Source organism: Enterobacter sp. MEB024 (assembly GCF_030209635.1).
GTDB classification, from domain to species: domain Bacteria; phylum Pseudomonadota; class Gammaproteobacteria; order Enterobacterales; family Enterobacteriaceae; genus Enterobacter; species Enterobacter ludwigii.
This window is the reverse complement of sequence record NZ_JARVRQ010000006.1, coordinates 167,161-188,742: the sequence shown is the minus strand read 5'-3', so window position 1 is coordinate 188,742 and position 21,582 is coordinate 167,161. Positions and strand designations below refer to the sequence as shown.

Below are 21,582 nucleotides of genomic sequence, written 5' to 3'. Positions count from 1 at the left end.
TTTGTAGCTGTCCTCATGGCTATCATTCGGTAAAACTGAATATATACTCAACATTAATCTGCTTTTGCCGATCTGTTTGGCCTAGTATTATGATTTTACCGAAGTATTGCTGTAAGAGAGAGCCTACGTGAAATTAATACACCGTTTTTTTAGCAGTGAAGCATCAGGCGGCATCATCCTGATTATTGCCGCTGCGGCCGCGATGGCGCTGGCCAATATGGGTTTCACACGCGACTTTTACCACGCGTTTCTGGAAACTCCCGTTGAGCTGAAAGTCGGGGCGCTGGAAATTAACAAGAACATGCTGCTGTGGATCAACGATGCACTGATGGCCGTGTTTTTCCTGCTGGTAGGGCTGGAGGTTAAGCGTGAGCTGGTCCTGGGTTCGCTTGCCAGCCGTCAGCGTGCCGCGTTCCCGGTGATTGCCGCATTCGGGGGGATGGTCATTCCGGCGTTGCTCTTCCTGGCGTTCACCTGGCAGGATCCGGTATCGCGTCATGGCTGGGCCATTCCGGCAGCAACGGATATCGCGTTTGCCCTGGGTGTGCTGGCCTTGCTGGGAAGCCGCGTGCCGGTGGCACTGAAAATCTTCCTGATGGCGCTGGCGATCATTGATGACCTGGGCGCGATTGTCATTATTGCGCTGTTCTACACCAGCGACCTGTCGATCCTGTCGTTGAGCGTTGCCGCAGGAGCGATTGCGGTACTGGCGCTGTTGAACATTTGCAACGTGCGCCGCATCGGGATCTACGTGCTGGTGGGGATGGTGCTGTGGACCGCGGTACTGAAATCAGGCGTGCACGCTACGCTCGCCGGGGTCATCGTCGGCTTCTTCGTTCCGCTTAAGCCGCAGGAGGGGAAATCGCCTGCTAAACAGCTGGAGCATGTACTGCACCCGTGGGTCGCCTTTATGATCCTGCCGCTGTTTGCTTTCGCTAATGCAGGCGTTTCGCTGGAAGGGGTAACCCTTGAGGGACTGACCTCAATGTTGCCGCTGGGCATTATTGCCGGACTGTTTATTGGTAAACCGCTGGGCATTAGCCTGTTCTGCTGGCTGGCGCTGAAGCTGAATCTGGCGTCACTGCCGCACGGTACCACGTTTAAGCAGATCATGGCGGTGGGCGTGCTGTGCGGCATTGGGTTTACCATGTCGATCTTTATCTCAACGCTGGCTTTTGGTGCCCATGCGCCTGAGCTTATCGTCTGGGCGAAGCTGGGCATCCTTATCGGATCGTTACTGGCCGCAGTCACTGGCTATACCTTATTGAAGGTCAAACTGTCCGGACCGGTCGTTCAGGCATAACAGGAAACCGGGAGAAGAACACCTTCTCCCGCTACACGATCAGGGAGCGAAGACACGATGTCTCATTTGAATTACAACCACCTTTACTACTTCTGGCACGTCTATAAGCAGGGCTCGGTCGTGGGGGCGGCAGAGGCGCTCTACCTGACGCCGCAGACCATCACCGGGCAAATCAAAGCGCTGGAAGAGCGGCTGCAGGGCAAGCTCTTTAAGCGCAAGGGCCGTGGGATTGAGCCAAGTGAGCTGGGCGAACTGGTTTTCCGCTACGCGGATAAGATGTTTACCTTAAGTCAGGAGATGCTGGATATCGTTAACTACCGCAAAGAGTCAAACCTGCTCTTTGACGTCGGCGTGGCGGATGCGTTGTCAAAACGGCTGGTCAGCGGCGTGCTGGATGCGGCGGTGGTCGAAGATGAGCAAATCCATCTGCGCTGTTTTGAGTCCACGCACGAGATGCTGCTGGAGCAGCTGAGCCAGCATAAGCTGGATATGATTATCTCGGACTGCCCGATCGACTCTACGCAGCAGGAAGGGCTGTTCTCGGTGAAGATTGGCGAATGCGGGGTCAGCTTCTGGTGCATTAACCCGCCGCCGGAAAAACCGTTTCCTGCCTGTCTGGAGGAGCGTCGTTTGCTGGTGCCAGGCCGGCGCTCCATGCTTGGGCGCAAACTGCTGAACTGGTTTAACTCTCAGGGACTGAAGGTGGAGATCCTCGGCGAGTTTGACGATGCTGCGCTAATGAAAGCCTTTGGTGAGGCGCATAACGCCATCTTCGTTGCACCGACGCTGTACGTGCACGATCTCTATTCAGATAACAAGATTACGGAGATTGGCCGGGTCGATAACGTGATGGAGGAGTATCACGCGATATTTGCAGAAAGGATGATTCAACATCCGGCAGTACAGCGCATCTGTAACCGCGACTACTCGGCGCTGTTTACGCCACCGGCAATCTGAAGATATAAAAAAACCCGCGTTAAGCGGGTTCTTTTAAAACAAGCAACAACAAGTGGCGATTAAGCCAGTTTGTTGATCTGCGCGGTCAGGTTTGCTTTATGACGCGCTGCTTTGTTTTTGTGGATCAGACCTTTAGCAGCCTGACGATCCACGATTGGTTGCATTTCATTAAATGCGTTCTGCGCAGCAGCTTTGTCGCCAGCTTCGATAGCTGCGTATACTTTCTTGATGAAAGTACGCATCATAGAGCGACGGCTTGCATTGTGCTTACGAGCCTTTTCAGACTGGATAGCACGTTTCTTAGCTGATTTGATATTAGCCAAGGTCCAACTCCCAAATATGATCTATGTGGACAATTCAAAGGCCGAGGAATATGCCCTCTATACCTTCTTTTGTCAATGGATTTGTGCAAATAAGCGCCGTTGATTGGCGACGCTACGTTACGTAGTGATGGCGCAGGATTCTACCAGCTTGTCGCTCGTGAATACAGCTTTTCGGCACAAAAAACGCAGTTCACGGGCAGATTTTTTTGCTGTGAAAGGTCAGCCTGATGAAATCATTACGGCTTTCTGTTTTGCGCGAACAATCGCCGGTTAACCTTAACCGCTGTACAAGGTATACTTTGGCGATTTTCACTGTTTTGAGCCAGACATGAAGCTGATACGCGGCATACATAATCTCAGCAGAGCACCGCACGGGTGCGTGCTGACCATTGGTAATTTCGACGGCGTGCATCGTGGTCATCAGGCGCTGCTGCAGGGATTGCGTAAAGAAGGGGAGGCGCGTGGCCTGCCCGTTGTAGTGATGATTTTTGAGCCGCAGCCGCTGGAGCTGTTTGCCGGCGATAAATCACCGGCTCGCCTCACTCGCCTGCGCGAGAAGTTGCGCTACCTGGCAGAGTCCGGGGTGGACTACGTATTGTGCGTGCGTTTCGATCGCCGCTTTGCCGCGCTCACAGCACAAAATTTCGTCAGTGACCTGCTGGTCAGGCGCCTTGGCGTGCAGTTTCTGGCCGTGGGTGATGATTTCCGCTTTGGCGCTGGTCGTCAGGGCGATTTCTTGCTATTACAGAAGGCTGGCCTCGAGTACGGCTTTGATGTCACCAGCGCAATGACCTTTTGCGAAGGCGGCGTCCGGGTTAGCAGCACTGCGGTGCGTCAGGCGCTGGCCAACGATGAACTGGATACGGCGGAAACGCTGCTGGGACATCCGTTTAGCATTTCAGGTCGTGTGGTCCATGGCGATGCGCTGGGCCGCACCATAGGTTTCCCGACGGCGAATATACCGCTACGTCGTCAGGTCTCCCCGGTTAAAGGGGTATATGCGGTGGAAGTGGCTGGTCTTGGCGATAAACCGTATTTCGGTGTCGCCAATATTGGCACACGTCCTACAGTCGCCGGTGTTCGTCAACAATTAGAAGTGCACCTGCTGGACGTTGTAATGGACCTTTATGGTCGCCATATAGATGTGATACTGCGTAAAAAAATACGCAATGAGCAGCGATTTGCTTCGCTGGATGAACTAAAGGCGCAAATCGCGCGAGATGAATTAACGGCCCGCGAGTTTTTTGGGCGAGTAAACCCGGCTTAAATGCCTACGTGAAAAATACGGAACCGAGAATCTGATGAGTGACTATAAATCAACCCTGAATTTGCCGGAAACAGGGTTCCCGATGCGCGGCGATCTCGCCAAGCGCGAACCGGGAATGCTGGCGCGTTGGACCGATGATGACCTGTACGGCATCATCCGTGCAGCCAAAAAAGGCAAAAAAACCTTCATTCTGCATGATGGCCCTCCATATGCGAATGGCAGCATTCATATTGGTCACTCTGTAAACAAGATTCTGAAAGACATTATCGTGAAGTCCAAAGGCCTCGCGGGATATGACTCGCCTTACGTTCCGGGCTGGGACTGCCATGGTCTGCCAATCGAACTGAAAGTTGAGCAAGAGTTTGGTAAGCCGGGTGAGAAGTTCACCGCGGCAGAATTCCGCACAAAATGTCGCGAATACGCTGCCACGCAGGTTGACGGTCAGCGTCAGGACTTTATCCGCCTGGGCGTGCTGGGTGACTGGTCACGTCCGTACCTGACCATGGACTTCAAAACCGAAGCCAACATCATCCGTGCGCTGGGTAAAATCATCGGTAACGGCCATCTGCACAAAGGCGCGAAGCCGGTGCACTGGTGCGTGGACTGCCGTTCTGCGCTGGCAGAAGCGGAAGTGGAGTATTACGACAAAACCTCTCCGTCTATCGACGTGGCCTTCCACACGGTCGATCAGGAGGCGGTGAAAGCCAAATTTGGCGTGACCTCTGTCAATGGCCCCATCTCGCTGGTTATCTGGACCACCACCCCGTGGACGCTGCCAGCAAACCGCGCGATCTCCCTGTCCGGTGAGTTCGAGTACGCGCTGGTGCAGGTTGACGGTCAGGCGCTGATCCTGGCGAAAGATCTGGTTGAAAGCGTGCTGAAACGCGCGAACATCGCCGACTACACCGTGCTGGGCACCGTGAAAGGTGACGCGCTGGAGCTGATGCGCTTCAAACACCCGTTCCTGGATTTCGATGTGCCTGCGATTCTGGGCGATCACGTAACCCTGGAAGCCGGTACCGGTGCGGTTCATACCGCCGGTGGTCACGGTCCTGACGACTACAGCATCAGCCTGAAATACGGTCTTGAAATCGCTAACCCGGTGGGTCCTGACGGTTCTTACCTGCCAGGCACCTACCCGGCGCTGGACGGTATCAACGTCTTCAAAGCGAACGACATCATCGTTGACATGCTGCGCACCAGCGGCGCGCTGCTGCACGTTGAGAAAATGCAGCACAGCTATCCGTGCTGCTGGCGTCACAAATCACCGATCATCTTCCGTGCGACCCCACAGTGGTTCATCAGCATGGATCAGAAAGGCCTGCGCGAGCAGTCCCTGAAAGAGATCAAAGGCGTGCAGTGGATCCCGGACTGGGGTCAGGCGCGTATTGAATCCATGGTCGCTAACCGTCCTGACTGGTGTATCTCCCGTCAGCGTACCTGGGGCGTACCAATGTCTCTGTTCGTGCACAAAGAGACACAGGAACTGCACCCGAACACTCTGGCACTGATGGAAGAAGTCGCGAAGCGTGTAGAAGTTGACGGCATTCAGGCATGGTGGGATCTCGATTCCCGCGACATCCTGGGCGCTGATGCAGACAACTACGAGAAAGTGCCTGATACCCTGGACGTGTGGTTTGACTCCGGTTCAACGCACGCGTCTGTTGTTGACGTGCGTCCGGAATTTGCCGGCCACGCGGCAGATATGTACCTGGAAGGTTCTGACCAACACCGCGGCTGGTTCATGTCATCGCTGATGATTTCCACCGCCATGAAAGGTAAAGCACCGTATCGCCAGGTGCTGACCCACGGTTTCACCGTGGATGGTCAGGGCCGTAAGATGTCTAAATCGATCGGTAACACCGTCTCTCCGCAGGATGTGATGAACAAACTGGGCGCGGACATTCTGCGTCTGTGGGTTGCTTCTACCGACTATACCGGCGAAATGGCGGTGTCGGACGAGATCCTGAAACGTGCTGCCGACAGCTATCGTCGTATCCGTAACACCGCGCGCTTCCTGCTGGCGAACCTGAACGGGTTCGATCCGGTAAAAGATATGGTGAAACCGGAAGAGATGGTGGTGCTGGATCGCTGGGCGGTAGGCTGCGCGAAAGCGGCACAGGAAGATATCCTGAAGGCTTACGAATCTTACGATTTCCACGAAGTGGTGCAGCGCCTGATGCGCTTCTGCTCCATCGAGATGGGCTCGTTCTACCTCGACATCATCAAAGACCGCCAGTACACCGCGAAAGCGGACAGCGTGGCGCGTCGTAGCTGCCAGACTGCGCTGTTCCACATCGCAGAAGCGCTGGTTCGCTGGATGGCACCGATCATGTCCTTCACCGCAGATGAAATCTGGGGTTACCTGCCAGGCGACCGTGAGAAGTATGTCTTCACCGGCGAGTGGTATGAAGGTCTGTTCGATCTCTCCAGCACCGAAGCGATGAACGATGCCTTCTGGGACGATCTGCTGAAAGTGCGTGGCGAAGTGAACAAGGTTATCGAGCAGGCGCGTGCTGACAAGAAAGTCGGCGGCTCGCTGGAAGCGGCAGTTACCCTGTACGCCGAGCCAGAGCTGGCGGCGAAACTGACGGCGCTGGGCGATGAATTACGATTTGTCCTGTTGACCTCCGGTGCGAAAGTTGCGGATTATGCCCAGGCGTCTGCTGATGCACAGCAGAGCGAACTGCTCAAAGGACTGAAAGTCGCACTGAGCAAAGCCGAAGGTGATAAATGCCCGCGTTGCTGGCATTACACCACTGATGTCGGCCAGGTGGCGGAACACGCAGATATCTGCGGACGCTGTGTCAGCAACGTCGCCGGTGACGGCGAGAAACGTAAGTTTGCCTGATGAGTAAAACTCTCTGTTCAACAGGACTGCGCTGGCTGTGGCTGGTGGTGGTAGTGCTGATTATCGATCTGGGCAGCAAGTTCCTGATCCTCCAGAATTTTGCTCTGGGGGAGACGGTGTCGCTGTTCCCGTCGCTTAACCTGCATTACGCACGTAACTACGGTGCGGCGTTTAGTTTCCTTGCTGACAGCGGTGGCTGGCAGCGCTGGTTCTTTGCAGGTATCGCTATCGGTATCTGTGTGGTGCTATCGCTGCTGATGTACCGTTCGAAGGCAACACAAAAGCTAAATAACATCGCCTATGCGCTGATTATCGGTGGCGCGCTGGGCAACCTGTTTGATCGCCTGTGGCACGGCTTTGTGGTCGATATGATCGACTTCTATGTCGGCGACTGGCACTTCGCGACCTTTAACCTCGCCGACAGCGCAATTTGCATCGGCGCGGCGTTAATCGTGCTGGAAGGCTTCTTGCCGAACGCGGCCGCGAAGAAACAGGCTTAAATGTAAATGCCGGGTGGCGCATGCGCCCCCGGCCTACAGAATGTCTGGCCTGCCGTCTCTTACCGGTGGGTCAAAACAAGCGAGCAATTTGCATGTCTAAATCCGTACAGAGCAACAGCGCGGTTCTCGTTCATTTCACGCTGAAACTGGATGATGGCTCCACGGCTGAATCCACCCGCAATAACGGCAAACCCGCCCTGTTTCGTCTCGGCGACACCTCCCTGTCTGAAGGTCTTGAGCAACAGCTGCTTGGCCTGAAAGAAGGCGAGAAAAAGGCATTTTCGCTGGAGCCGGATGCCGCGTTTGGCGTGCCAAGCCCGGACCTTGTTCAGTACTTCTCGCGCCGCGAGTTTATGGATGCAGGTGAGCCGGAAATCGGGGCGATCATGCTCTTTACCGCTATGGATGGCAGCGAAATGCCTGGCGTGATCCGCGAAATCAATGGTGACTCCATCACCGTTGACTTCAACCATCCGCTTGCCGGGCGCACCGTCCATTTTGATATTGAAGTGCTGGAGATCGATCCGGTACTGGAGGCCTGAAATGCAGATCCTGTTGGCTAACCCGCGCGGCTTTTGCGCCGGTGTAGACCGCGCTATCAGCATTGTTGAAAACGCGCTCGAGATTTACGGCGCGCCGATTTATGTGCGTCACGAAGTGGTGCATAACCGTTATGTCGTCGACAGCCTGCGCGAGCGTGGCGCGATCTTCATTGAGCAGATCAGCGAAGTGCCTGACGGCGCGATCCTGATTTTCTCCGCACACGGGGTTTCTCAAGCGGTGCGTAACGAAGCGAAAAGCCGCGATCTGACCGTGTTCGACGCCACCTGCCCATTAGTGACCAAAGTGCATATGGAAGTGGCGCGCGCCAGCCGTCGTGGTGAAGAGTCGATCCTGATTGGCCATGCCGGCCACCCGGAAGTCGAAGGTACCATGGGCCAGTACAGCAACCCGGAAGGGGGGATGTACCTGGTGGAGTCGCCGGAAGATGTGTTTACGCTGAACGTCAAAAATGAAACGCGTCTCTCGTTTATGACCCAGACGACGCTCTCCGTTGACGATACGTCGGACGTGATTGACGCCCTGCGTCAGCGCTTCCCGAAAATCGTCGGCCCGCGTAAGGACGACATTTGCTACGCCACCACCAATCGCCAGGAAGCGGTGCGTGCTCTGGCTGAACAGGCGGACGTGGTGCTGGTTGTCGGTTCGAAAAACTCCTCTAACTCCAACCGTCTGGCTGAACTTGCGCAGCGAATGGGGAAAGCGGCCTATCTGATTGATGATTCCAGCGATATCCAGGAAGCGTGGGTGAAAAACATGGCCTGTGTCGGGGTAACCGCCGGCGCCTCGGCACCTGATATCCTGGTGCAGAACGTGATTTCCCGTCTGCAGGAACTGGGCGGCGGCGAAGCGGTCCCGCTGGAAGGACGCGAAGAGAATATTGTTTTCGAGGTCCCGAAAGAGCTGCGTATCGACGCACGCGAAGTCGAGTAAGTTTCCTCGCGCATGACCCGAATGCCGGCCACGTCAGTGGCCGGCATTTTTATTGCTGATTAACTGTGATTCACCTGACACATTGCGCCTTTGATGCGCAGGTTAATCGTTTAAATTGTTATGCTGGGCGGGTTGTTCTCCTCGGGCCGGAGAAGACGATGACTTCAGATATTATCCTGCCGCCTCTGGTGGCCTGGGCCAGTGGTACACTTGCCCGCGGCGCACTTATTCTTAAATCCACACGCCTTGCCGATCTCAATGGTTTGTTTGCCGATCGAGACGCCTGGGCACAATGCGATCCGCATCAGACGGTGTATGACGTCGAAATGCTGGAATCGCCTGCACAGGAAGGGGCGTTGTTTGTCGGCGTTACCCATTTACATGCAGGTAAAATCGGCCGGGAATTCTTTATGACCCGCGGCCATTTTCATCAACGTCGTGAACAGGGCGAAGTCTATTTTGGACTGCGGGGAAGTGGCCTGCTTTTACTCCAGACGACATCCGGCGAAACCCGTCTGGAGTGCGTGATGCCGGGATCCGTCCATATTATTGCGCCTTTTACCGCCCACCGTTTAATCAATACCGGTGAGACCACGCTCTCTTCACTCGCGGTCTGGCCCGCCGTCGCCGGACACGACTATGCCGCGTTACCCCACGGTTTTGCCGTGCGGGTATTGGCCACTGACGGTGGCTGGGAGGTTCAGAATGGATAACTTTGGGCTCGACATGACCATCACCCGACACCCGCTGGGGTTCAGCTACGGTGAGGACGTCACTGGCCCGATGCCAGAGATCCGTACGCTTAATGAGATTCGCGCGTCGTTACGGGACCCTGACTGCTCAGGGCCGGAAGACGTTTATGCTATTGCGATGGATGTCGCCCGTCTGGCAGACCGGCAGGAGCTGAAAAAACGCATGCTGCTGTTTGGGGTCGTGACCTACGCGACGGGAACGCTGGGTGAAGAGCCGATCCGCAGCCAGGGGCATGTTCACCGTAAAAGCCGTCACAGCGGATGGTCTCCGCCCGAGCTGTATGAAATCTGGCAGGGGCGCGCCATTATCTATATGCAGGAGTATGTTGCGGACGATCCCGGGCGCTGTTTCGCCGTACTGGCCGGGCCGGGCGAAAAGGTGCTGGTTCCGCCTGGCTGGGGGCATGCCACTATCTCTGCCTCGCCGGATGAACCGCTGACTTTCGGTGCGTGGTGCGACAGGGAATATGGTTTTGAATATGATGCCGTGCGGGCGCGTAAAGGACTGGCCTGGTATCCGCTGCTGCAGGGGAGCCATATCATCTGGCAGCACAACACGCATTATCTGCCGGGGCGGCTACAGATGATCACACCGCGTCGCTACAGCGAATTCGGCCTGACGGATGAGCCTGTCTATACTCAATTTATTGCCGATCCTGCTCGCTTTCAGTTTATCTCTCGCCCGGATAAAGTGGCCGAACTGTGGCATAACTTCCACCCATAAAAAACCGGGGCATTGCCCCGGCTGTCTTATCCGGCAAACAGACCTGATGCGACGCCCAGCGCCGCCAGCGCAAGCAGCACAATCATGGCCCTGACCGGGGAGACGCCACGTTTCGCCATCAGATACCAGGTGCCCAGAACCACCAGAAGCGGTAATAGCTGCGGGAAGATACCGTCAAGCATCTGCTGAACATGGATGTTAACCCCGTCACGGGTGATAAATTCCAGTCCGGTGCCCAGCTTAACGTAGCTTGCCGCCACGCCGCCCATCACAAATACACCCAGCAGAGACAAAGCTTCGCGCAGTCGCGTTGACTTGCTGCTCACCAGCATCTCGACCGACCCTGAGCCCATCTGATAGCCTTTCAGAAACAGAAACCAGGATCCCGGGATAATGATGGCCAGCCAGGCGACGGTGTAGAACAACGGGCCAAGAACATTTCCTCCGGCGGCAAGCGCCATACCGATGCTCAGCAAAATGGGGATCAGCATGCCGGGGATCATTGAGTCACCAATCCCCGCGATTGGTCCCATCAGCCCCACCTTCAGGGTATTGATCGTTTCGCCATCAATGGGCTCGCCGTTGGCTTTTTTCTCTTCCAGCCCAAGCGCCATACCGTTTACGATGGCACCGATCTGCGGCTCCGTGTTGTAAAACGAGGCGTGGCGGCGCAGCATCTCGGTGCGCTGGGCGGCATCCGGGTAGAGTTTTTGGGCGACCGGTAACATGCTCAGACAGAAGCCGAACGATTCCAGACGCTCGAAGCTCATCGAAGAGAGGTTATGCATCATCCACGCTCGCCAGCAGCGGCGCAGATCTTTTCGGGTCAGTTTACGGTCTTCCATCAGAATTCATCCTCATCGTCGGCGGGCCTACCCGGCGTGACAGCCTGCGGCGCTTCCGGCTTGTAGTTGTAATGAATTAACGCCAGCAGGGCGCCCACAATCACCAGCGCCACCATGTTGAGCTTCAGGAACACAATGCATATGAAGCCCACCAGGAAGTAGATCAGCATGCTGTAGCTTTTGATGATCTGCTTAAGCAGGATGGCGATCCCAACGGCCGGTAAGATGCCCCCCAGCACGTTCATGGTCGAAAGCACGATGCCGGGCAGACTGTCCATAAACCCGCTGATGTACTGCGCGCCAAAATAGACGGCGATAAACGTCGGCACAAAGCGCAGAACAAAGTTCATCACCTGCGGCCAGACCGCGCTGTTAAGATAAATTCCGCGCTCATCCCCGAGCTCAAGCGCCACGTCGGCGCGGTGGTTCCAGAACGAGTTCAATACCATCATGGCGTTAAACAGTATCGTTCCGGCAATGCCAATGGTCGCCGCCAGCGCCACGGCCACCTCTGGCCCTTTGCCCGACAGAATCCCCAACGCGATAGCAGGATAAGCGACAAAATTGAGATCGGCAGGCATTGAACCGCCGGGGGTGACCATCGCGATATAAACGGCCTGCACCGCCACACCAATCATGATCCCGGTTTTAACGTCGCCCAGAATCAGGCCCACCAGCATCCCCGAAACCAGCGGGCGGGAGATGAGATACCAGCCTCCCGTCAGGCCAAACAGCCAGGGACTACTGAGTGCACCGAGATAGCAAAGCAGACCGATGAGAGAAGCTTCGAAAATCATCATGCGCTCCTTATTTCAGTTTTTGCCGGGCGTCCTGCCAGCTGTAAAAACTGGCATCGGGCACCAGACGAAACTCGATGGCATGCCCCTGTTCAGTCAGCCAGTCAAAGGCTGCTGCCTCCTCTGGCGTTACGGACTGATTAGGGCCAATGGTGATGGTGTTGGCGCGGGCACTCATTGGCCCGACGTTAATTTTGCCATTGCCGCTCTTCAGGCTTATGCCAGCCTGTTCAAGACGTTGCAAGGTGACAGGCGATTTGCCAATCACGAAGTAACGCTTATCGCTGGCAATCACTTTCGGCAGCTTTTCGATGGCGGTCAGGGTATCGAACAGCCACACTCTGGTATCTGACACCGCGCCTTTCATTACCGACGAGAGCAGCGGATCGGCCGCGACGGCATCGTCAATTGCCACGATGCCATCACAGGGCAGCTCTTTGGCCCAGCGTGTGACGAGCTGCCCGTGGATCACCCGGTCGTCAATACGTACAAACGAAATGCTCATATAAGCTCCTTAGAAATCGTCGTTCTGGGCGGATTCCACCCGTTTTGCCTGAACCAGGGTGGGCTGCGTTAATGCGATGAGCTGCGCGGCGGCGGCATGGACATCCCGGGCCATCAGGATGTCGTCGGTGAGCAAGAGCATGGGGAAGTTGACTCCTGCCACCACGGCGACCGGCGGGTGCGTCTGGGGATTAAACGCGTATTCGCAGGCCACATTCCAGGGCGTTCCGCTCTGCATATCGCACAGGACGACGATGCCGTCTGCGCCCGCATCTGCGCGGTGGTATGCCGCAGCGAAATCACGGCGAAACCCCGCTATGCCAGCCTGTGCGTTCAGACATACCGCCTGTCGATGAGGAAGATCGCCATACACCATTTTTCCGCTTTCCAGCAGGGCGGTGGCCAGCGGGCCGTGTGTCGCCACAATAATGTGAATCATGGTTAACCTCTTACCCAGGCTTTAATGGTGGCAATGGATTTACCGCAGCTCGGCCCTGACGGAGAAATACGGTATTCGCCTGCGTCAGCGGGGACGATAAACGTTTCTGCGTAGTGCACGACGAACGGGGCGAATGCGCCGCCGGGGCTGTCTACCGTCGCCTCTTCACCTTCAACAAGATTAAGGACATTCACGCCTCCGTGGGGGGAGTGCGTCACCGGTTCACTGAACCAGTGGCGACGCGTTTCGATGAATTCACGTTCGTGAAGCCCGGTCCGCTCTTCGCGCCAGCCGGTGCCTTCGCCGAGGGGTTCACACTGATTCACAAGATGCTGTTCGACCCACTGCGTATCGCGTTGCCAGTCGATCACCTTTTCGCCATGCGCCAGATGAACCGGGCGGGGCTGCCCATCCATCCCCAGCCGTCCCCAGTCCCAGAGCTTGAAGGTGAAAATGTAAGGCGTGGCGCTGATCTCAAGTACCACGGTTCCTGCTCCAGAACAGTGAACCGTACCGGCGGGGATCAAAAAATGATCGTGCTTGTTCGCCGCAAGATGATTGACGAAGCGGGCGTCGTCGAACGGCTTTTCACCGCGGCTGGCCCGTCTGAGGTCGTCCAGCATCTCTTCGGGCCGGGTACCCGTTCGGGTACCCAGATACACCTGAGCCCCTGGCTCTGCCTCAAGGATGTAATAGCTCTCATCCTGGGTGTAATGCATACCAAAATGCTGCTGTATGTACTCCGTGGTCGGATGCACCTGAAAACTCAGGTTCTGCCCGCCGAGGGTATCAAGCAGGTCAAAGCGGATGGGAAATTCCGCGCCAAAACGGGCATGCACTTTTTCACCCAGCAGCGCCCGGGGATGCAGCAGCACCAAATCCTGAGAGGGGATCTCGATCCGCACCGCGCCGTAACGAAGCAACAGGCTGTTTTCCTCGGGCACGCAGTCAAAACACCATGCGTAGTTAGGCGCAGAGGGATCGAGATCGAATTTCTGTTTCATCCATTGTCCGCCCCAGACGCCGGGGTCGAAAAAGGGCACTACACGAAAAGGACGTTGGGTGGTGTGTTGCAACCCGGCGCGCAGTGCATCGCCGCCGACCATGGCCGGATTATCCGCCTGGGTGGTATCCAGGAGATAATCAGTACGCCGTAGCAGCGGGGTTTTGTGACGATCGAATACGCGCCATTCAATGAAAAAGGCGCGTTTGTAGCGACGCAGAATATCCTCGTGTTGGTTCGCCGCGCCCCAGTTAGCCAGTTCACCGCTGCGCATGCGCTGCTGGATCTCCCAGCGCGGTAAATCGGCGTAGACCAGAATATCGCCTGCATTAACCAGCGCGGCACCCGGCCCGTAAATAACGATTATCCCTTCGCGGCACCGTTCGACCTGCGCCTGCAACGCCTCGCGTTTCACCGGGTCGATGAATTCCTCGAGCTGGTGGCAGGAGAGCACGCCGAAGACGCGGTCGTCAGTGAGATGTCGGGCCAGCAACCGGCTTAAAGCGTGTTCGTCGAGACGCATCCGTTCGGCATTGAGCGTCAGCGTGGCCCCCAATGCTGGCAGCAGTTTTGTCTCCAGTTCCTCCAGCCTGACGCCGGGGTAGCAGTCAATGACCAGCACGGTGCGTGTATATTGACCCGCTCTGCGGGTAAGCTCGCGCACAATCGCGTCCCAGCCCTGCCAGGCACAATCGTCATACCCCTCTACTGCGACTTCCGGGAATTTATCGTAAGTTGCCATCTTTTCTCTCCGTCTTCGTTGCTTAAGGTTATTCGATTAACCTTGTTTGGGAAGGATGATTAACGCGATTAACCCGCCAGTTCTGGCGATAAGTGGCGAAAAGGCGGCCATTATGTGAAGAGGCTCACGCGCAAAAGTGCAAAATTGAGGTTATTCGATTAATCTGATGTGAACGACAAGGAGCGATCATGACGGGTATCACGCTGGCTGATGTGGCAAAACGCGCCGGGGTTTCAACCGCCACCGTATCAATGGTGCTGTGTAATAAAGGGCGGATCTCGCAACGGACCCGGGAGCGCGTACTTCAGGCGCTGGATGAATCGGGCTATGTTTACAATCAGACGGCAGCCAACCTGCGAAACCGCAGCAGTAATCAGGTGGGGCTCCTGTTGCATGACATCACGAACCCTTTTTATGGCGAAATGACGGCAGGTCTAAGCCATGAGATGGAACGCCACGACCTTCTGCTGTTTCTGGCAAACAGCGAAGAGTCGTCCGAGCGACAGCAAAAGTTTGTGGATTCGCTGATGCGTAACAACGTCTGTGGCATGGTGCTGTGTGCCGCGCGAGAAACCCCGCAGGCCTTTTTCGATGGTCTTAAGCGACGCAATATTCCGGCAATTATGGTCGTGCGACCGCTAAACGATCCGGACTTTGATTTTGTGGGAACCGATAACTTCCTTGGCACCCAAATGGCGACAGAGCATCTACTGAGGATGGGGCATCGTCAGATTGCCTTTATCGGCGGTAGCCTGAATTCGGGGTCTCGCGCTCAGCGTATCGGCGGATTTACCAGTAAATTACTGGAGTATGGTGTGACGCCGAATCCCGAATGGATCGTCACCTCACAGGCAAGCCAGAGTGATGGCGCACGCGTGGCGGAAGCGTTGTTGATGAACCATCCGCAGATTACCGCGGCAGTGTGTTACCAGGACATTGTTGCCCTTGGCGTTATGCAGTGTTTACGCAAAATGGGACGCGAGCCGGGACGTCATTTTGCCCTGGTGGGCTTTGACGATATTACCGAGGCCGGGCTGGTACAGCCTGCACTGACTACCGTCTCCGTTGCCGCGAAGGAGATAGGGCGTAAGGCCGGCGAGCTGCTTTTCAGCCGGATACAGGGGAACCGGGAGCCGGCGAAACGCATTATTTTACCGCCCGCGCTGGTGGTCCGTGAATCATGCGGTTTTCGCTGAAGATTATGCCTTTTGCTGATATTTCTTCCTGTTTATCATTAAATTCTAATTATCGTCGTTTTCAGTTGGCAGCATCTGCAAAGGCTGGTTAATCTGAAAACGGTTTACATCATTTTAACGTAAGAGAATAACTATGCATGATGCACAGATCCGTGTCGCCATTGCGGGCGCGGGTGGACGTATGGGTCGCCAGCTGATTCAGGCGGCACTACAGATGGATGGCGTGGCACTGGGCGCGGCGCTGGAGCGTGACGGCTCATCGTTGCTTGGCGCTGACGCGGGTGAGCTGGCGGGCGCGGGTAAGACAGGCGTTACCGTGCAGAGCAGCCTGGAGGCGGTAAAAGATGACTTTGATGTGTTCATCGATTTTACCCGTCCGGAAGGCACGCTCACGCATCTGGCATTTTGCCGTCAGCACGGTAAAGGAATGGTGATCGGCACCACCGGTTTTGATGATGCCGGGAAGCAGGCCATTCAGGATGCCTCACACGAGATTGCGATTGTCTTCGCCGCAAACTTTAGCGTGGGGGTGAACGTCATGCTGAAGCTGCTGGAGAAGGCAGCGAAGGTCATGGGCAGTTATACCGACATTGAGATTGTTGAAGCGCACCATCGTTATAAAGTCGACGCGCCATCCGGTACGGCGCTGGCGATGGGGGAAGCGATTGCTCATGCACTGGATAAAGATTTGAAAGACTGCGCGGTCTACGCCCGTGAAGGGCACACCGGTGAACGTGTTCCCGGCACGATTGGTTTTGCTACCGTCCGCGCGGGCGATATCGTCGGCGAACATACGGCGATGTTCGCCGATATTGGGGAACGCGTCGAGATTACGCATAAGGCATCCAGCCGGATGACGTTTGCAAATGGCGCTGTACGCTCCGCCTTGTGGTTAAAAGGCAAGGGAAATGGTCTTTTTGATATGCGAGATGTGCTCGATCTCAACAATTTGTAACCGTTATTACCCATCGTGATGTGGTTATTGCAGTCGTAATGCTTTGATTGCATAGGGCAATATTTTATTGCCCTTTTATTTTATGTGTTTCATAGTAATTTTATTAATTTATACACTAAAGTTCATCTATTCCACGTGTTTTGTGTTATCTGAATGTAAATTTTGACCGTCTGGTCCACTTTTTGATGCCACGAAGCAGTCTTTTCCATTAAACTTGCCGCGCAAGCGTTTCCCGCAGTGATTTACCTGATCTTTTTGCCGCTTAAGCTCTCCTGCCTCTCTCAGGCTCGCAAAAGAATATGACAAATCTCCGTTTTAAGTTGACTTTTAGCCACCAAATCCCCAGAATGCCGCCGTTTGCCAAAAATCCGCTGGCAACACATTTGCATTGATTTATGACGCGGTTATGAATTAATATGCAAATAAAGTGAGTGAATATTCTCTGGAGGGTGTTTTGATTAAGTCAGCGCTATTGGTTCTGGAAGACGGAACCCAGTTTATCGGTCGGGCCATAGGGGCAACGGGTTCGGCGGTTGGGGAAGTCGTTTTCAATACTTCAATGACCGGTTATCAAGAAATCCTCACTGATCCTTCCTATTCTCGCCAAATCGTTACTCTTACTTATCCTCATATCGGCAATGTCGGCACCAATGCTGCTGACGAAGAATCCTCTCAGGTACATGCGCAAGGCCTGGTCATTCGCGACCTGCCGCTGATTGCCAGCAACTACCGCAATACCGAGGACCTCTCTTCCTACCTGAAGCGCCATAACATCGTGGCGATTGCTGATATTGATACCCGTAAGCTGACGCGTCTGCTGCGCGAGAAGGGTGCACAAAACGGTTGTATCATCGCAGGAGATAACCTCGATGCAGCCCTGGCGCTGGAAAAAGCGAAAGCTTTCCCGGGTCTGAACGGCATGGACCTGGCGAAAGAAGTGACCACAGCAGAAGCCTACAGCTGGACGCAGGGAAGCTGGACGCTGGCGGGAGACCTGCCGGAAGCGAAAAAAGAGAGCGACCTGCCATTCCACGTGGTGGCGTACGATTTTGGTGCCAAGCGCAACATCCTGCGTATGCTGGTCGACCGCGGCTGCCGCCTGACGGTCGTCCCGGCGAAAACCTCTGCTGAAGAGGTACTGAAGATGAATCCGGACGGTATCTTCCTGTCCAACGGTCCTGGCGACCCGGCACCGTGCGATTACGCTATCGACGCCATCAAATCCTTCCTGGAAACCGATATCCCGGTATTCGGCATCTGCCTGGGTCATCAGCTGCTGGCGCTGGCGAGCGGTGCTAACACAGTGAAGATGAAGTTCGGTCACCACGGTGGGAACCACCCGGTGAAAGATATCGATAACAACACGGTAATGATTACGGCACAGAACCACGGCTTCGCAGTGGATGAGGCGTCAATGCCTGCTAACCTGCGCGTGACCCACAAGTCTCTTTTCGATGGCACCCTGCAGGGGATTCATCGTACCGATAAGCCAGCGTTCAGCTTCCAGGGCCACCCTGAAGCCAGCCCGGGCCCGCACGATGCCGCGCCGCTGTTCGATCACTTCATCGAACTTATTGAGCAATACCGTAAGACCGCTAAATAATCAGGAGCCGAGAAGACCATGCCAAAACGTACAGACATAAAAAGCATCCTGATCCTTGGCGCTGGCCCGATTGTGATCGGCCAGGCCTGCGAATTCGACTACTCCGGTGCCCAGGCGTGTAAAGCCCTGCGCGAAGAGGGTTACCGCGTTATTCTGGTGAACTCTAACCCGGCCACCATCATGACCGACCCGGAAATGGCTGATGCAACCTACATCGAGCCGATTCACTGGGAAGTGGTACGCAAAATCATCGAAAAAGAGCGTCCAGACGCGGTTCTGCCTACCATGGGCGGCCAGACGGCGCTGAACTGCGCGCTGGAGCTGGAGCGTCAGGGCGTGCTGGAAGAGTTCGGCGTGACCATGATTGGTGCGACAGCCGATGCCATTGATAAAGCTGAAGATCGCCGTCGCTTCGACGTGGCGATGAAGAAAATCGGCCTCGACACCGCGCGTTCCGGTATTGCACATACCATGGAAGAAGCGCTGGCCGTGGCGGCTGACGTTGGTTATCCGTGCATCATCCGTCCATCCTTCACCATGGGTGGCACCGGCGGCGGTATCGCCTACAACCGCGAAGAGTTCGAAGAGATTTGTGAACGCGGTCTGGATCTCTCCCCCACCAAAGAGCTGCTGATTGATGAATCGCTGATTGGCTGGAAAGAGTACGAGATGGAAGTGGTGCGTGATAAAAACGACAACTGCATCATCGTCTGCTCCATCGAAAACTTCGATGCGATGGGTATCCACACCGGCGACTCCATCACCGTAGCGCCAGCCCAGACGCTGACCGACAAAGAGTATCAAATCATGCGTAACGCCTCGATGGCGGTACTGCGTGAAATCGGCGTAGAAACGGGTGGCTCTAACGTTCAGTTTGCCGTGAACCCGAAAAACGGTCGCCTGATTGTTATCGAAATGAACCCGCGTGTTTCTCGCTCCTCCGCGCTGGCCTCGAAAGCCACCGGCTTCCCGATTGCGAAAGTGGCCGCGAAACTGGCGGTGGGATATACCCTCGATGAGCTGATGAACGACATCACCGGTGGCCGCACTCCAGCGTCCTTCGAGCCGTCCATCGACTACGTTGTGACCAAGATCCCTCGCTTTAACTTCGAGAAGTTCGCCGGCGCAAACGACCGTCTGACCACGCAGATGAAATCTGTTGGCGAAGTGATGGCGATTGGGCGTACTCAGCAGGAATCCCTGCAGAAAGCGCTGCGTGGCCTGGAAGTGGGGGCCACGGGTTTTGACCCGAAAGTGAGTCTGGAAGACCCTGAAGCGCTGACCAAAATTCGCCGCGAGCTGAAGGACGCAGGCGCAGAGCGTATCTGGTACATCGCCGATGCGTTCCGTGCGGGCCTCTCTGTTGATGGCGTGTTCAACCTGACCAACATCGACCGCTGGTTCCTGGTGCAGATTGAAGAGCTGGTACGTCTGGAAGAAAGAGTCGCGGACCTGGGTATCAATGGCCTGGACGCTGACTTCCTGCGCGTACTGAAGCGTAAAGGCTTCGCCGATGCGCGTCTGGCCAAACTGGCGGGCGTACGTGAAGCGGAAATCCGCAAGCTGCGTGACCAGTATGACCTGCACCCGGTCTACAAACGCGTGGATACCTGTGCAGCGGAGTTCGCGACCGACACCGCTTACATGTACTCCACGTATGAAGATGAGTGTGAAGCGAATCCGTCCGTCGACCGCGACAAGATTATGGTGCTGGGCGGCGGTCCTAACCGTATCGGCCAGGGCATCGAGTTTGACTACTGCTGCGTTCACGCCTCCCTGGCACTGCGCGAAGACGGTTACGAGACCATCATGGTCAACTGTAACCCGGAAACCGTGTCGACCGACTACGATACCTCCGACCGCCTCTACTTTGAGCCGGTAACGCTTGAAGATGTGCTGGAAATCGTGCGTATCGAGAAGCCTAAAGGCGTAATCGTGCAATACGGTGGCCAGACCCCACTGAAACTGGCGCGCGCGCTGGAAGCCGCTGGTGTGCCGGTAATCGGTACCAGCCCGGATGCAATCGACCGTGCAGAAGACCGTGAGCGTTTCCAGCAGGCGGTTGACCGTCTGAAGCTGAAACAGCCGGCCAATGCCACCGTCACCGCTATCGAGATGGCTGTTGAGAAGGCGAAAGAGATTGGCTACCCGCTGGTGGTACGTCCTTCGTACGTGCTGGGCGGCCGCGCGATGGAAATCGTCTACGACGAAGCTGATCTGCGTCGTTACTTCCAGACGGCAGTGAGCGTGTCCAACGATGCGCCGGTTCTGCTCGACCGCTTCCTCGACGATGCCGTTGAAGTGGATGTGGATGCCATCTGTGACGGCGAAATGGTGCTGATTGGCGGTATCATGGAGCACATCGAACAGGCAGGCGTTCACTCCGGTGACTCCGCATGTTCCCTGCCAGCGTACACCCTGAGCCAGGAAATTCAGGACGTGATGCGCCAGCAGGTGCAGAAGCTGGCCTTCGAACTGCAGGTTCGCGGTCTGATGAACGTCCAGTTCGCTGTCAAAGACAACGAAGTCTACCTGATTGAAGTGAACCCGCGTGCAGCACGTACCGTACCGTTCGTCTCTAAAGCTACCGGTGTTCCGCTGGCGAAAGTGGCGGCGCGCGTGATGGCGGGCCAGACGCTGGCACAGCAGGGCGTGACGAAAGAAATTATCCCACCGTACTACTCGGTGAAAGAAGTGGTACTGCCGTTCAACAAATTCCCGGGCGTCGACCCGCTGTTAGGGCCAGAAATGCGTTCTACCGGGGAAGTGATGGGCGTGGGCCGCACCTTCGCAGAAGCGTTTGCGAAGGCGCAGTTAGGCAGTAACTCCACCATGAAAAAATCTGGCCGTGCGCTGCTCTCTGTTCGCGAAGGCGATAAAGAGCGCGTGGTTGACCTGGCGGCTAAGCTGCTGAAACAGGGCTTCGAGCTGGATGCAACCCACGGCACGGCCATTGTGCTGGGTGAAGCGGGCATTAATCCGCGTCTGGTGAACAAGGTGCATGAAGGTCGTCCGCACATTCAGGATCGCATCAAGAATGGCGAATACACCTACATCATTAACACCACCGCAGGTCGTCAGGCGATTGAAGACTCCAAGCTGATTCGCCGCAGCGCGCTGCAGTACAAAGTGCATTACGACACCACCCTGAACGGTGGTTTCGCCACCGCGATGGCACTGAACGCCGATGCCACCGAGAAGGTGATTTCCGTTCAGGAAATGCACGCCCAGATTAACAAGTAAGCCAACATGCCCGGCAGTATTCGCTGCCGGGTATTATTCCTACCTTCAGAACCTTCTGGTTTTCCAACCGCATTCAGTCAGTTA

The 21,582-nt window shown here is 55.7% G+C and carries 19 protein-coding genes and 1 pseudogene; 14 read left to right on the top strand and 6 right to left on the bottom strand.

What is annotated here, in order from left to right:
* The first annotated feature begins 127 nt into the window (after positions 1-127).
* A complete protein-coding gene (gene nhaA / locus QRN24_RS12465; protein ID WP_284942759.1) occupies positions 128-1,303 on the top strand; it encodes a Na+/H+ antiporter NhaA in 1,176 nt (391 codons plus the stop codon).
* A gap of 57 nt (positions 1,304-1,360) precedes the next feature.
* Complete coding sequence (gene nhaR, locus QRN24_RS12460; protein WP_014168572.1) at positions 1,361-2,260, top strand: transcriptional activator NhaR; 900 nt, start codon at positions 1,361-1,363, stop codon at positions 2,258-2,260.
* A 59-nt stretch (positions 2,261-2,319) separates the two neighbouring features.
* Here the strand turns inward: nhaR and rpsT are convergent, their stop codons facing one another.
* Entirely contained in the window at positions 2,320-2,583 is a 264-nt protein-coding gene (gene rpsT, locus QRN24_RS12455) for a 30S ribosomal protein S20 (RefSeq protein ID WP_008502037.1), read from the bottom strand.
* Positions 2,584-2,685: 102 nt separating this feature from the next.
* On the opposite strand from rpsT, the pseudogene QRN24_RS12450 reads away from it, so the two are divergent.
* From QRN24_RS12450 to QRN24_RS12415, 8 genes and pseudogenes are all read left to right on the top strand, one after another.
* A pseudogene (locus QRN24_RS12450) lies at positions 2,686-2,904 on the top strand (DUF2575 domain-containing protein).
* 7 nt (positions 2,905-2,911) lie between these two features.
* Positions 2,912-3,850 (top strand): bifunctional riboflavin kinase/FAD synthetase, encoded by a 939-nt coding sequence (ribF, locus tag QRN24_RS12445; RefSeq protein ID WP_014168574.1) that lies wholly within the window; start codon positions 2,912-2,914, stop codon positions 3,848-3,850.
* Positions 3,851-3,884: 34 nt separating this feature from the next.
* Entirely contained in the window at positions 3,885-6,701 is a 2,817-nt protein-coding gene (gene ileS / locus QRN24_RS12440; RefSeq protein WP_284942758.1) for an isoleucine--tRNA ligase, read from the top strand.
* Positions 6,701-7,201 (top strand): signal peptidase II, encoded by a 501-nt coding sequence (gene lspA / locus QRN24_RS12435; protein WP_020882545.1) that lies wholly within the window; start codon positions 6,701-6,703, stop codon positions 7,199-7,201. Before ileS ends, lspA begins: the two co-directional genes overlap by 1 nt.
* 92 nt (positions 7,202-7,293) lie before the next feature.
* Positions 7,294-7,743 carry an FKBP-type peptidyl-prolyl cis-trans isomerase gene (fkpB, locus tag QRN24_RS12430; RefSeq protein WP_020882546.1) on the top strand — a complete coding sequence of 150 codons (450 nt, stop codon included), beginning with the start codon at positions 7,294-7,296 and terminating at the stop codon, positions 7,741-7,743.
* 1 nt (position 7,744) lies between these two features.
* The gene (gene ispH, locus QRN24_RS12425) at positions 7,745-8,695 is read left to right on the top strand and encodes a 4-hydroxy-3-methylbut-2-enyl diphosphate reductase (RefSeq protein ID WP_025205467.1); all 951 of its coding nucleotides are present in this window, start codon (positions 7,745-7,747) and stop codon (positions 8,693-8,695) included.
* Between the two features lie 158 nt (positions 8,696-8,853).
* Positions 8,854-9,408 carry a glucose-6-phosphate isomerase family protein gene (locus tag QRN24_RS12420; protein WP_032681684.1) on the top strand — a complete coding sequence of 185 codons (555 nt, stop codon included), beginning with the start codon at positions 8,854-8,856 and terminating at the stop codon, positions 9,406-9,408.
* Positions 9,401-10,171 (top strand): glucose-6-phosphate isomerase family protein, encoded by a 771-nt coding sequence (locus QRN24_RS12415; RefSeq protein ID WP_284942757.1) that lies wholly within the window; start codon positions 9,401-9,403, stop codon positions 10,169-10,171. Before QRN24_RS12420 ends, QRN24_RS12415 begins: the two co-directional genes overlap by 8 nt.
* Positions 10,172-10,197: 26 nt before the next feature.
* Here the strand turns inward: QRN24_RS12415 and QRN24_RS12410 are convergent, their stop codons facing one another.
* From QRN24_RS12410 to QRN24_RS12390, 5 genes are read right to left on the bottom strand one after another with little or no spacing between them, the layout of a single operon-like run.
* Positions 10,198-11,016, bottom strand: coding sequence for a PTS system mannose/fructose/sorbose family transporter subunit IID (locus QRN24_RS12410; protein WP_059306837.1), 819 nt, complete (start codon positions 11,014-11,016; stop codon positions 10,198-10,200).
* Positions 11,016-11,813: a PTS mannose/fructose/sorbose/N-acetylgalactosamine transporter subunit IIC gene (locus tag QRN24_RS12405; RefSeq protein WP_025205460.1), complete on the bottom strand. Its 798-nt coding sequence runs from the start codon at positions 11,811-11,813 to the stop codon at positions 11,016-11,018. Before QRN24_RS12405 ends, QRN24_RS12410 begins: the two co-directional genes overlap by 1 nt.
* A gap of 10 nt (positions 11,814-11,823) precedes the next feature.
* Complete coding sequence (locus QRN24_RS12400) at positions 11,824-12,318, bottom strand: PTS sugar transporter subunit IIB (protein WP_047955032.1); 495 nt, start codon at positions 12,316-12,318, stop codon at positions 11,824-11,826.
* A gap of 9 nt (positions 12,319-12,327) precedes the next feature.
* The gene (locus QRN24_RS12395) at positions 12,328-12,756 is read right to left on the bottom strand and encodes a PTS sugar transporter subunit IIA (protein WP_284942756.1); all 429 of its coding nucleotides are present in this window, start codon (positions 12,754-12,756) and stop codon (positions 12,328-12,330) included.
* A gap of 2 nt (positions 12,757-12,758) precedes the next feature.
* Positions 12,759-14,501 carry a class I mannose-6-phosphate isomerase gene (locus tag QRN24_RS12390; protein WP_284942755.1) on the bottom strand — a complete coding sequence of 581 codons (1,743 nt, stop codon included), beginning with the start codon at positions 14,499-14,501 and terminating at the stop codon, positions 12,759-12,761.
* A gap of 188 nt (positions 14,502-14,689) precedes the next feature.
* On the opposite strand from QRN24_RS12390, the gene QRN24_RS12385 reads away from it, so the two are divergent.
* The 4 genes from QRN24_RS12385 to carB all read left to right on the top strand — a co-directional run bounded on the left by QRN24_RS12385 (position 14,690) and on the right by carB (position 21,498).
* Positions 14,690-15,697 carry a LacI family DNA-binding transcriptional regulator gene (locus QRN24_RS12385; RefSeq protein WP_020882554.1) on the top strand — a complete coding sequence of 336 codons (1,008 nt, stop codon included), beginning with the start codon at positions 14,690-14,692 and terminating at the stop codon, positions 15,695-15,697.
* A 133-nt stretch (positions 15,698-15,830) separates the two neighbouring features.
* Positions 15,831-16,652 (top strand): 4-hydroxy-tetrahydrodipicolinate reductase, encoded by an 822-nt coding sequence (gene dapB / locus QRN24_RS12380; RefSeq protein WP_025205454.1) that lies wholly within the window; start codon positions 15,831-15,833, stop codon positions 16,650-16,652.
* 454 nt (positions 16,653-17,106) lie between these two features.
* Positions 17,107-18,255 carry a glutamine-hydrolyzing carbamoyl-phosphate synthase small subunit gene (gene carA / locus QRN24_RS12375; protein ID WP_020882556.1) on the top strand — a complete coding sequence of 383 codons (1,149 nt, stop codon included), beginning with the start codon at positions 17,107-17,109 and terminating at the stop codon, positions 18,253-18,255.
* 18 nt (positions 18,256-18,273) lie between these two features.
* The gene (gene carB, locus QRN24_RS12370; protein WP_014168589.1) at positions 18,274-21,498 is read left to right on the top strand and encodes a carbamoyl-phosphate synthase large subunit; all 3,225 of its coding nucleotides are present in this window, start codon (positions 18,274-18,276) and stop codon (positions 21,496-21,498) included.
* Positions 21,499-21,582 lie beyond the last annotated feature (84 nt).

What these genes read in the sequence shown, in the direction of transcription:
- nhaR (WP_014168572.1), top strand. Translation starts at nt 1,361, where the DNA reads ATGTCTCATTTGAATTACAACCACCTTTACTACTTCTGGCACGTCTAT.
- ribF (WP_014168574.1), top strand. Translation starts at nt 2,912, where the DNA reads ATGAAGCTGATACGCGGCATACATAATCTCAGCAGAGCACCGCACGGG.
- ileS (WP_284942758.1), top strand. Translation starts at nt 3,885, where the DNA reads ATGAGTGACTATAAATCAACCCTGAATTTGCCGGAAACAGGGTTCCCG.
- lspA (WP_020882545.1), top strand. Translation starts at nt 6,701, where the DNA reads ATGAGTAAAACTCTCTGTTCAACAGGACTGCGCTGGCTGTGGCTGGTG.
- fkpB (WP_020882546.1), top strand. Translation starts at nt 7,294, where the DNA reads ATGTCTAAATCCGTACAGAGCAACAGCGCGGTTCTCGTTCATTTCACG.
- ispH (WP_025205467.1), top strand. Translation starts at nt 7,745, where the DNA reads ATGCAGATCCTGTTGGCTAACCCGCGCGGCTTTTGCGCCGGTGTAGAC.
- QRN24_RS12420 (WP_032681684.1), top strand. Translation starts at nt 8,854, where the DNA reads ATGACTTCAGATATTATCCTGCCGCCTCTGGTGGCCTGGGCCAGTGGT.
- QRN24_RS12415 (WP_284942757.1), top strand. Translation starts at nt 9,401, where the DNA reads ATGGATAACTTTGGGCTCGACATGACCATCACCCGACACCCGCTGGGG.
- QRN24_RS12410 (WP_059306837.1), bottom strand. Translation starts at nt 11,016, where the DNA reads ATGGAAGACCGTAAACTGACCCGAAAAGATCTGCGCCGCTGCTGGCGA.
- QRN24_RS12405 (WP_025205460.1), bottom strand. Translation starts at nt 11,813, where the DNA reads ATGATTTTCGAAGCTTCTCTCATCGGTCTGCTTTGCTATCTCGGTGCA.
- QRN24_RS12400 (WP_047955032.1), bottom strand. Translation starts at nt 12,318, where the DNA reads ATGAGCATTTCGTTTGTACGTATTGACGACCGGGTGATCCACGGGCAG.
- QRN24_RS12395 (WP_284942756.1), bottom strand. Translation starts at nt 12,756, where the DNA reads ATGATTCACATTATTGTGGCGACACACGGCCCGCTGGCCACCGCCCTG.
- QRN24_RS12390 (WP_284942755.1), bottom strand. Translation starts at nt 14,501, where the DNA reads ATGGCAACTTACGATAAATTCCCGGAAGTCGCAGTAGAGGGGTATGAC.
- QRN24_RS12385 (WP_020882554.1), top strand. Translation starts at nt 14,690, where the DNA reads ATGACGGGTATCACGCTGGCTGATGTGGCAAAACGCGCCGGGGTTTCA.
- dapB (WP_025205454.1), top strand. Translation starts at nt 15,831, where the DNA reads ATGCATGATGCACAGATCCGTGTCGCCATTGCGGGCGCGGGTGGACGT.
- carB (WP_014168589.1), top strand. Translation starts at nt 18,274, where the DNA reads ATGCCAAAACGTACAGACATAAAAAGCATCCTGATCCTTGGCGCTGGC.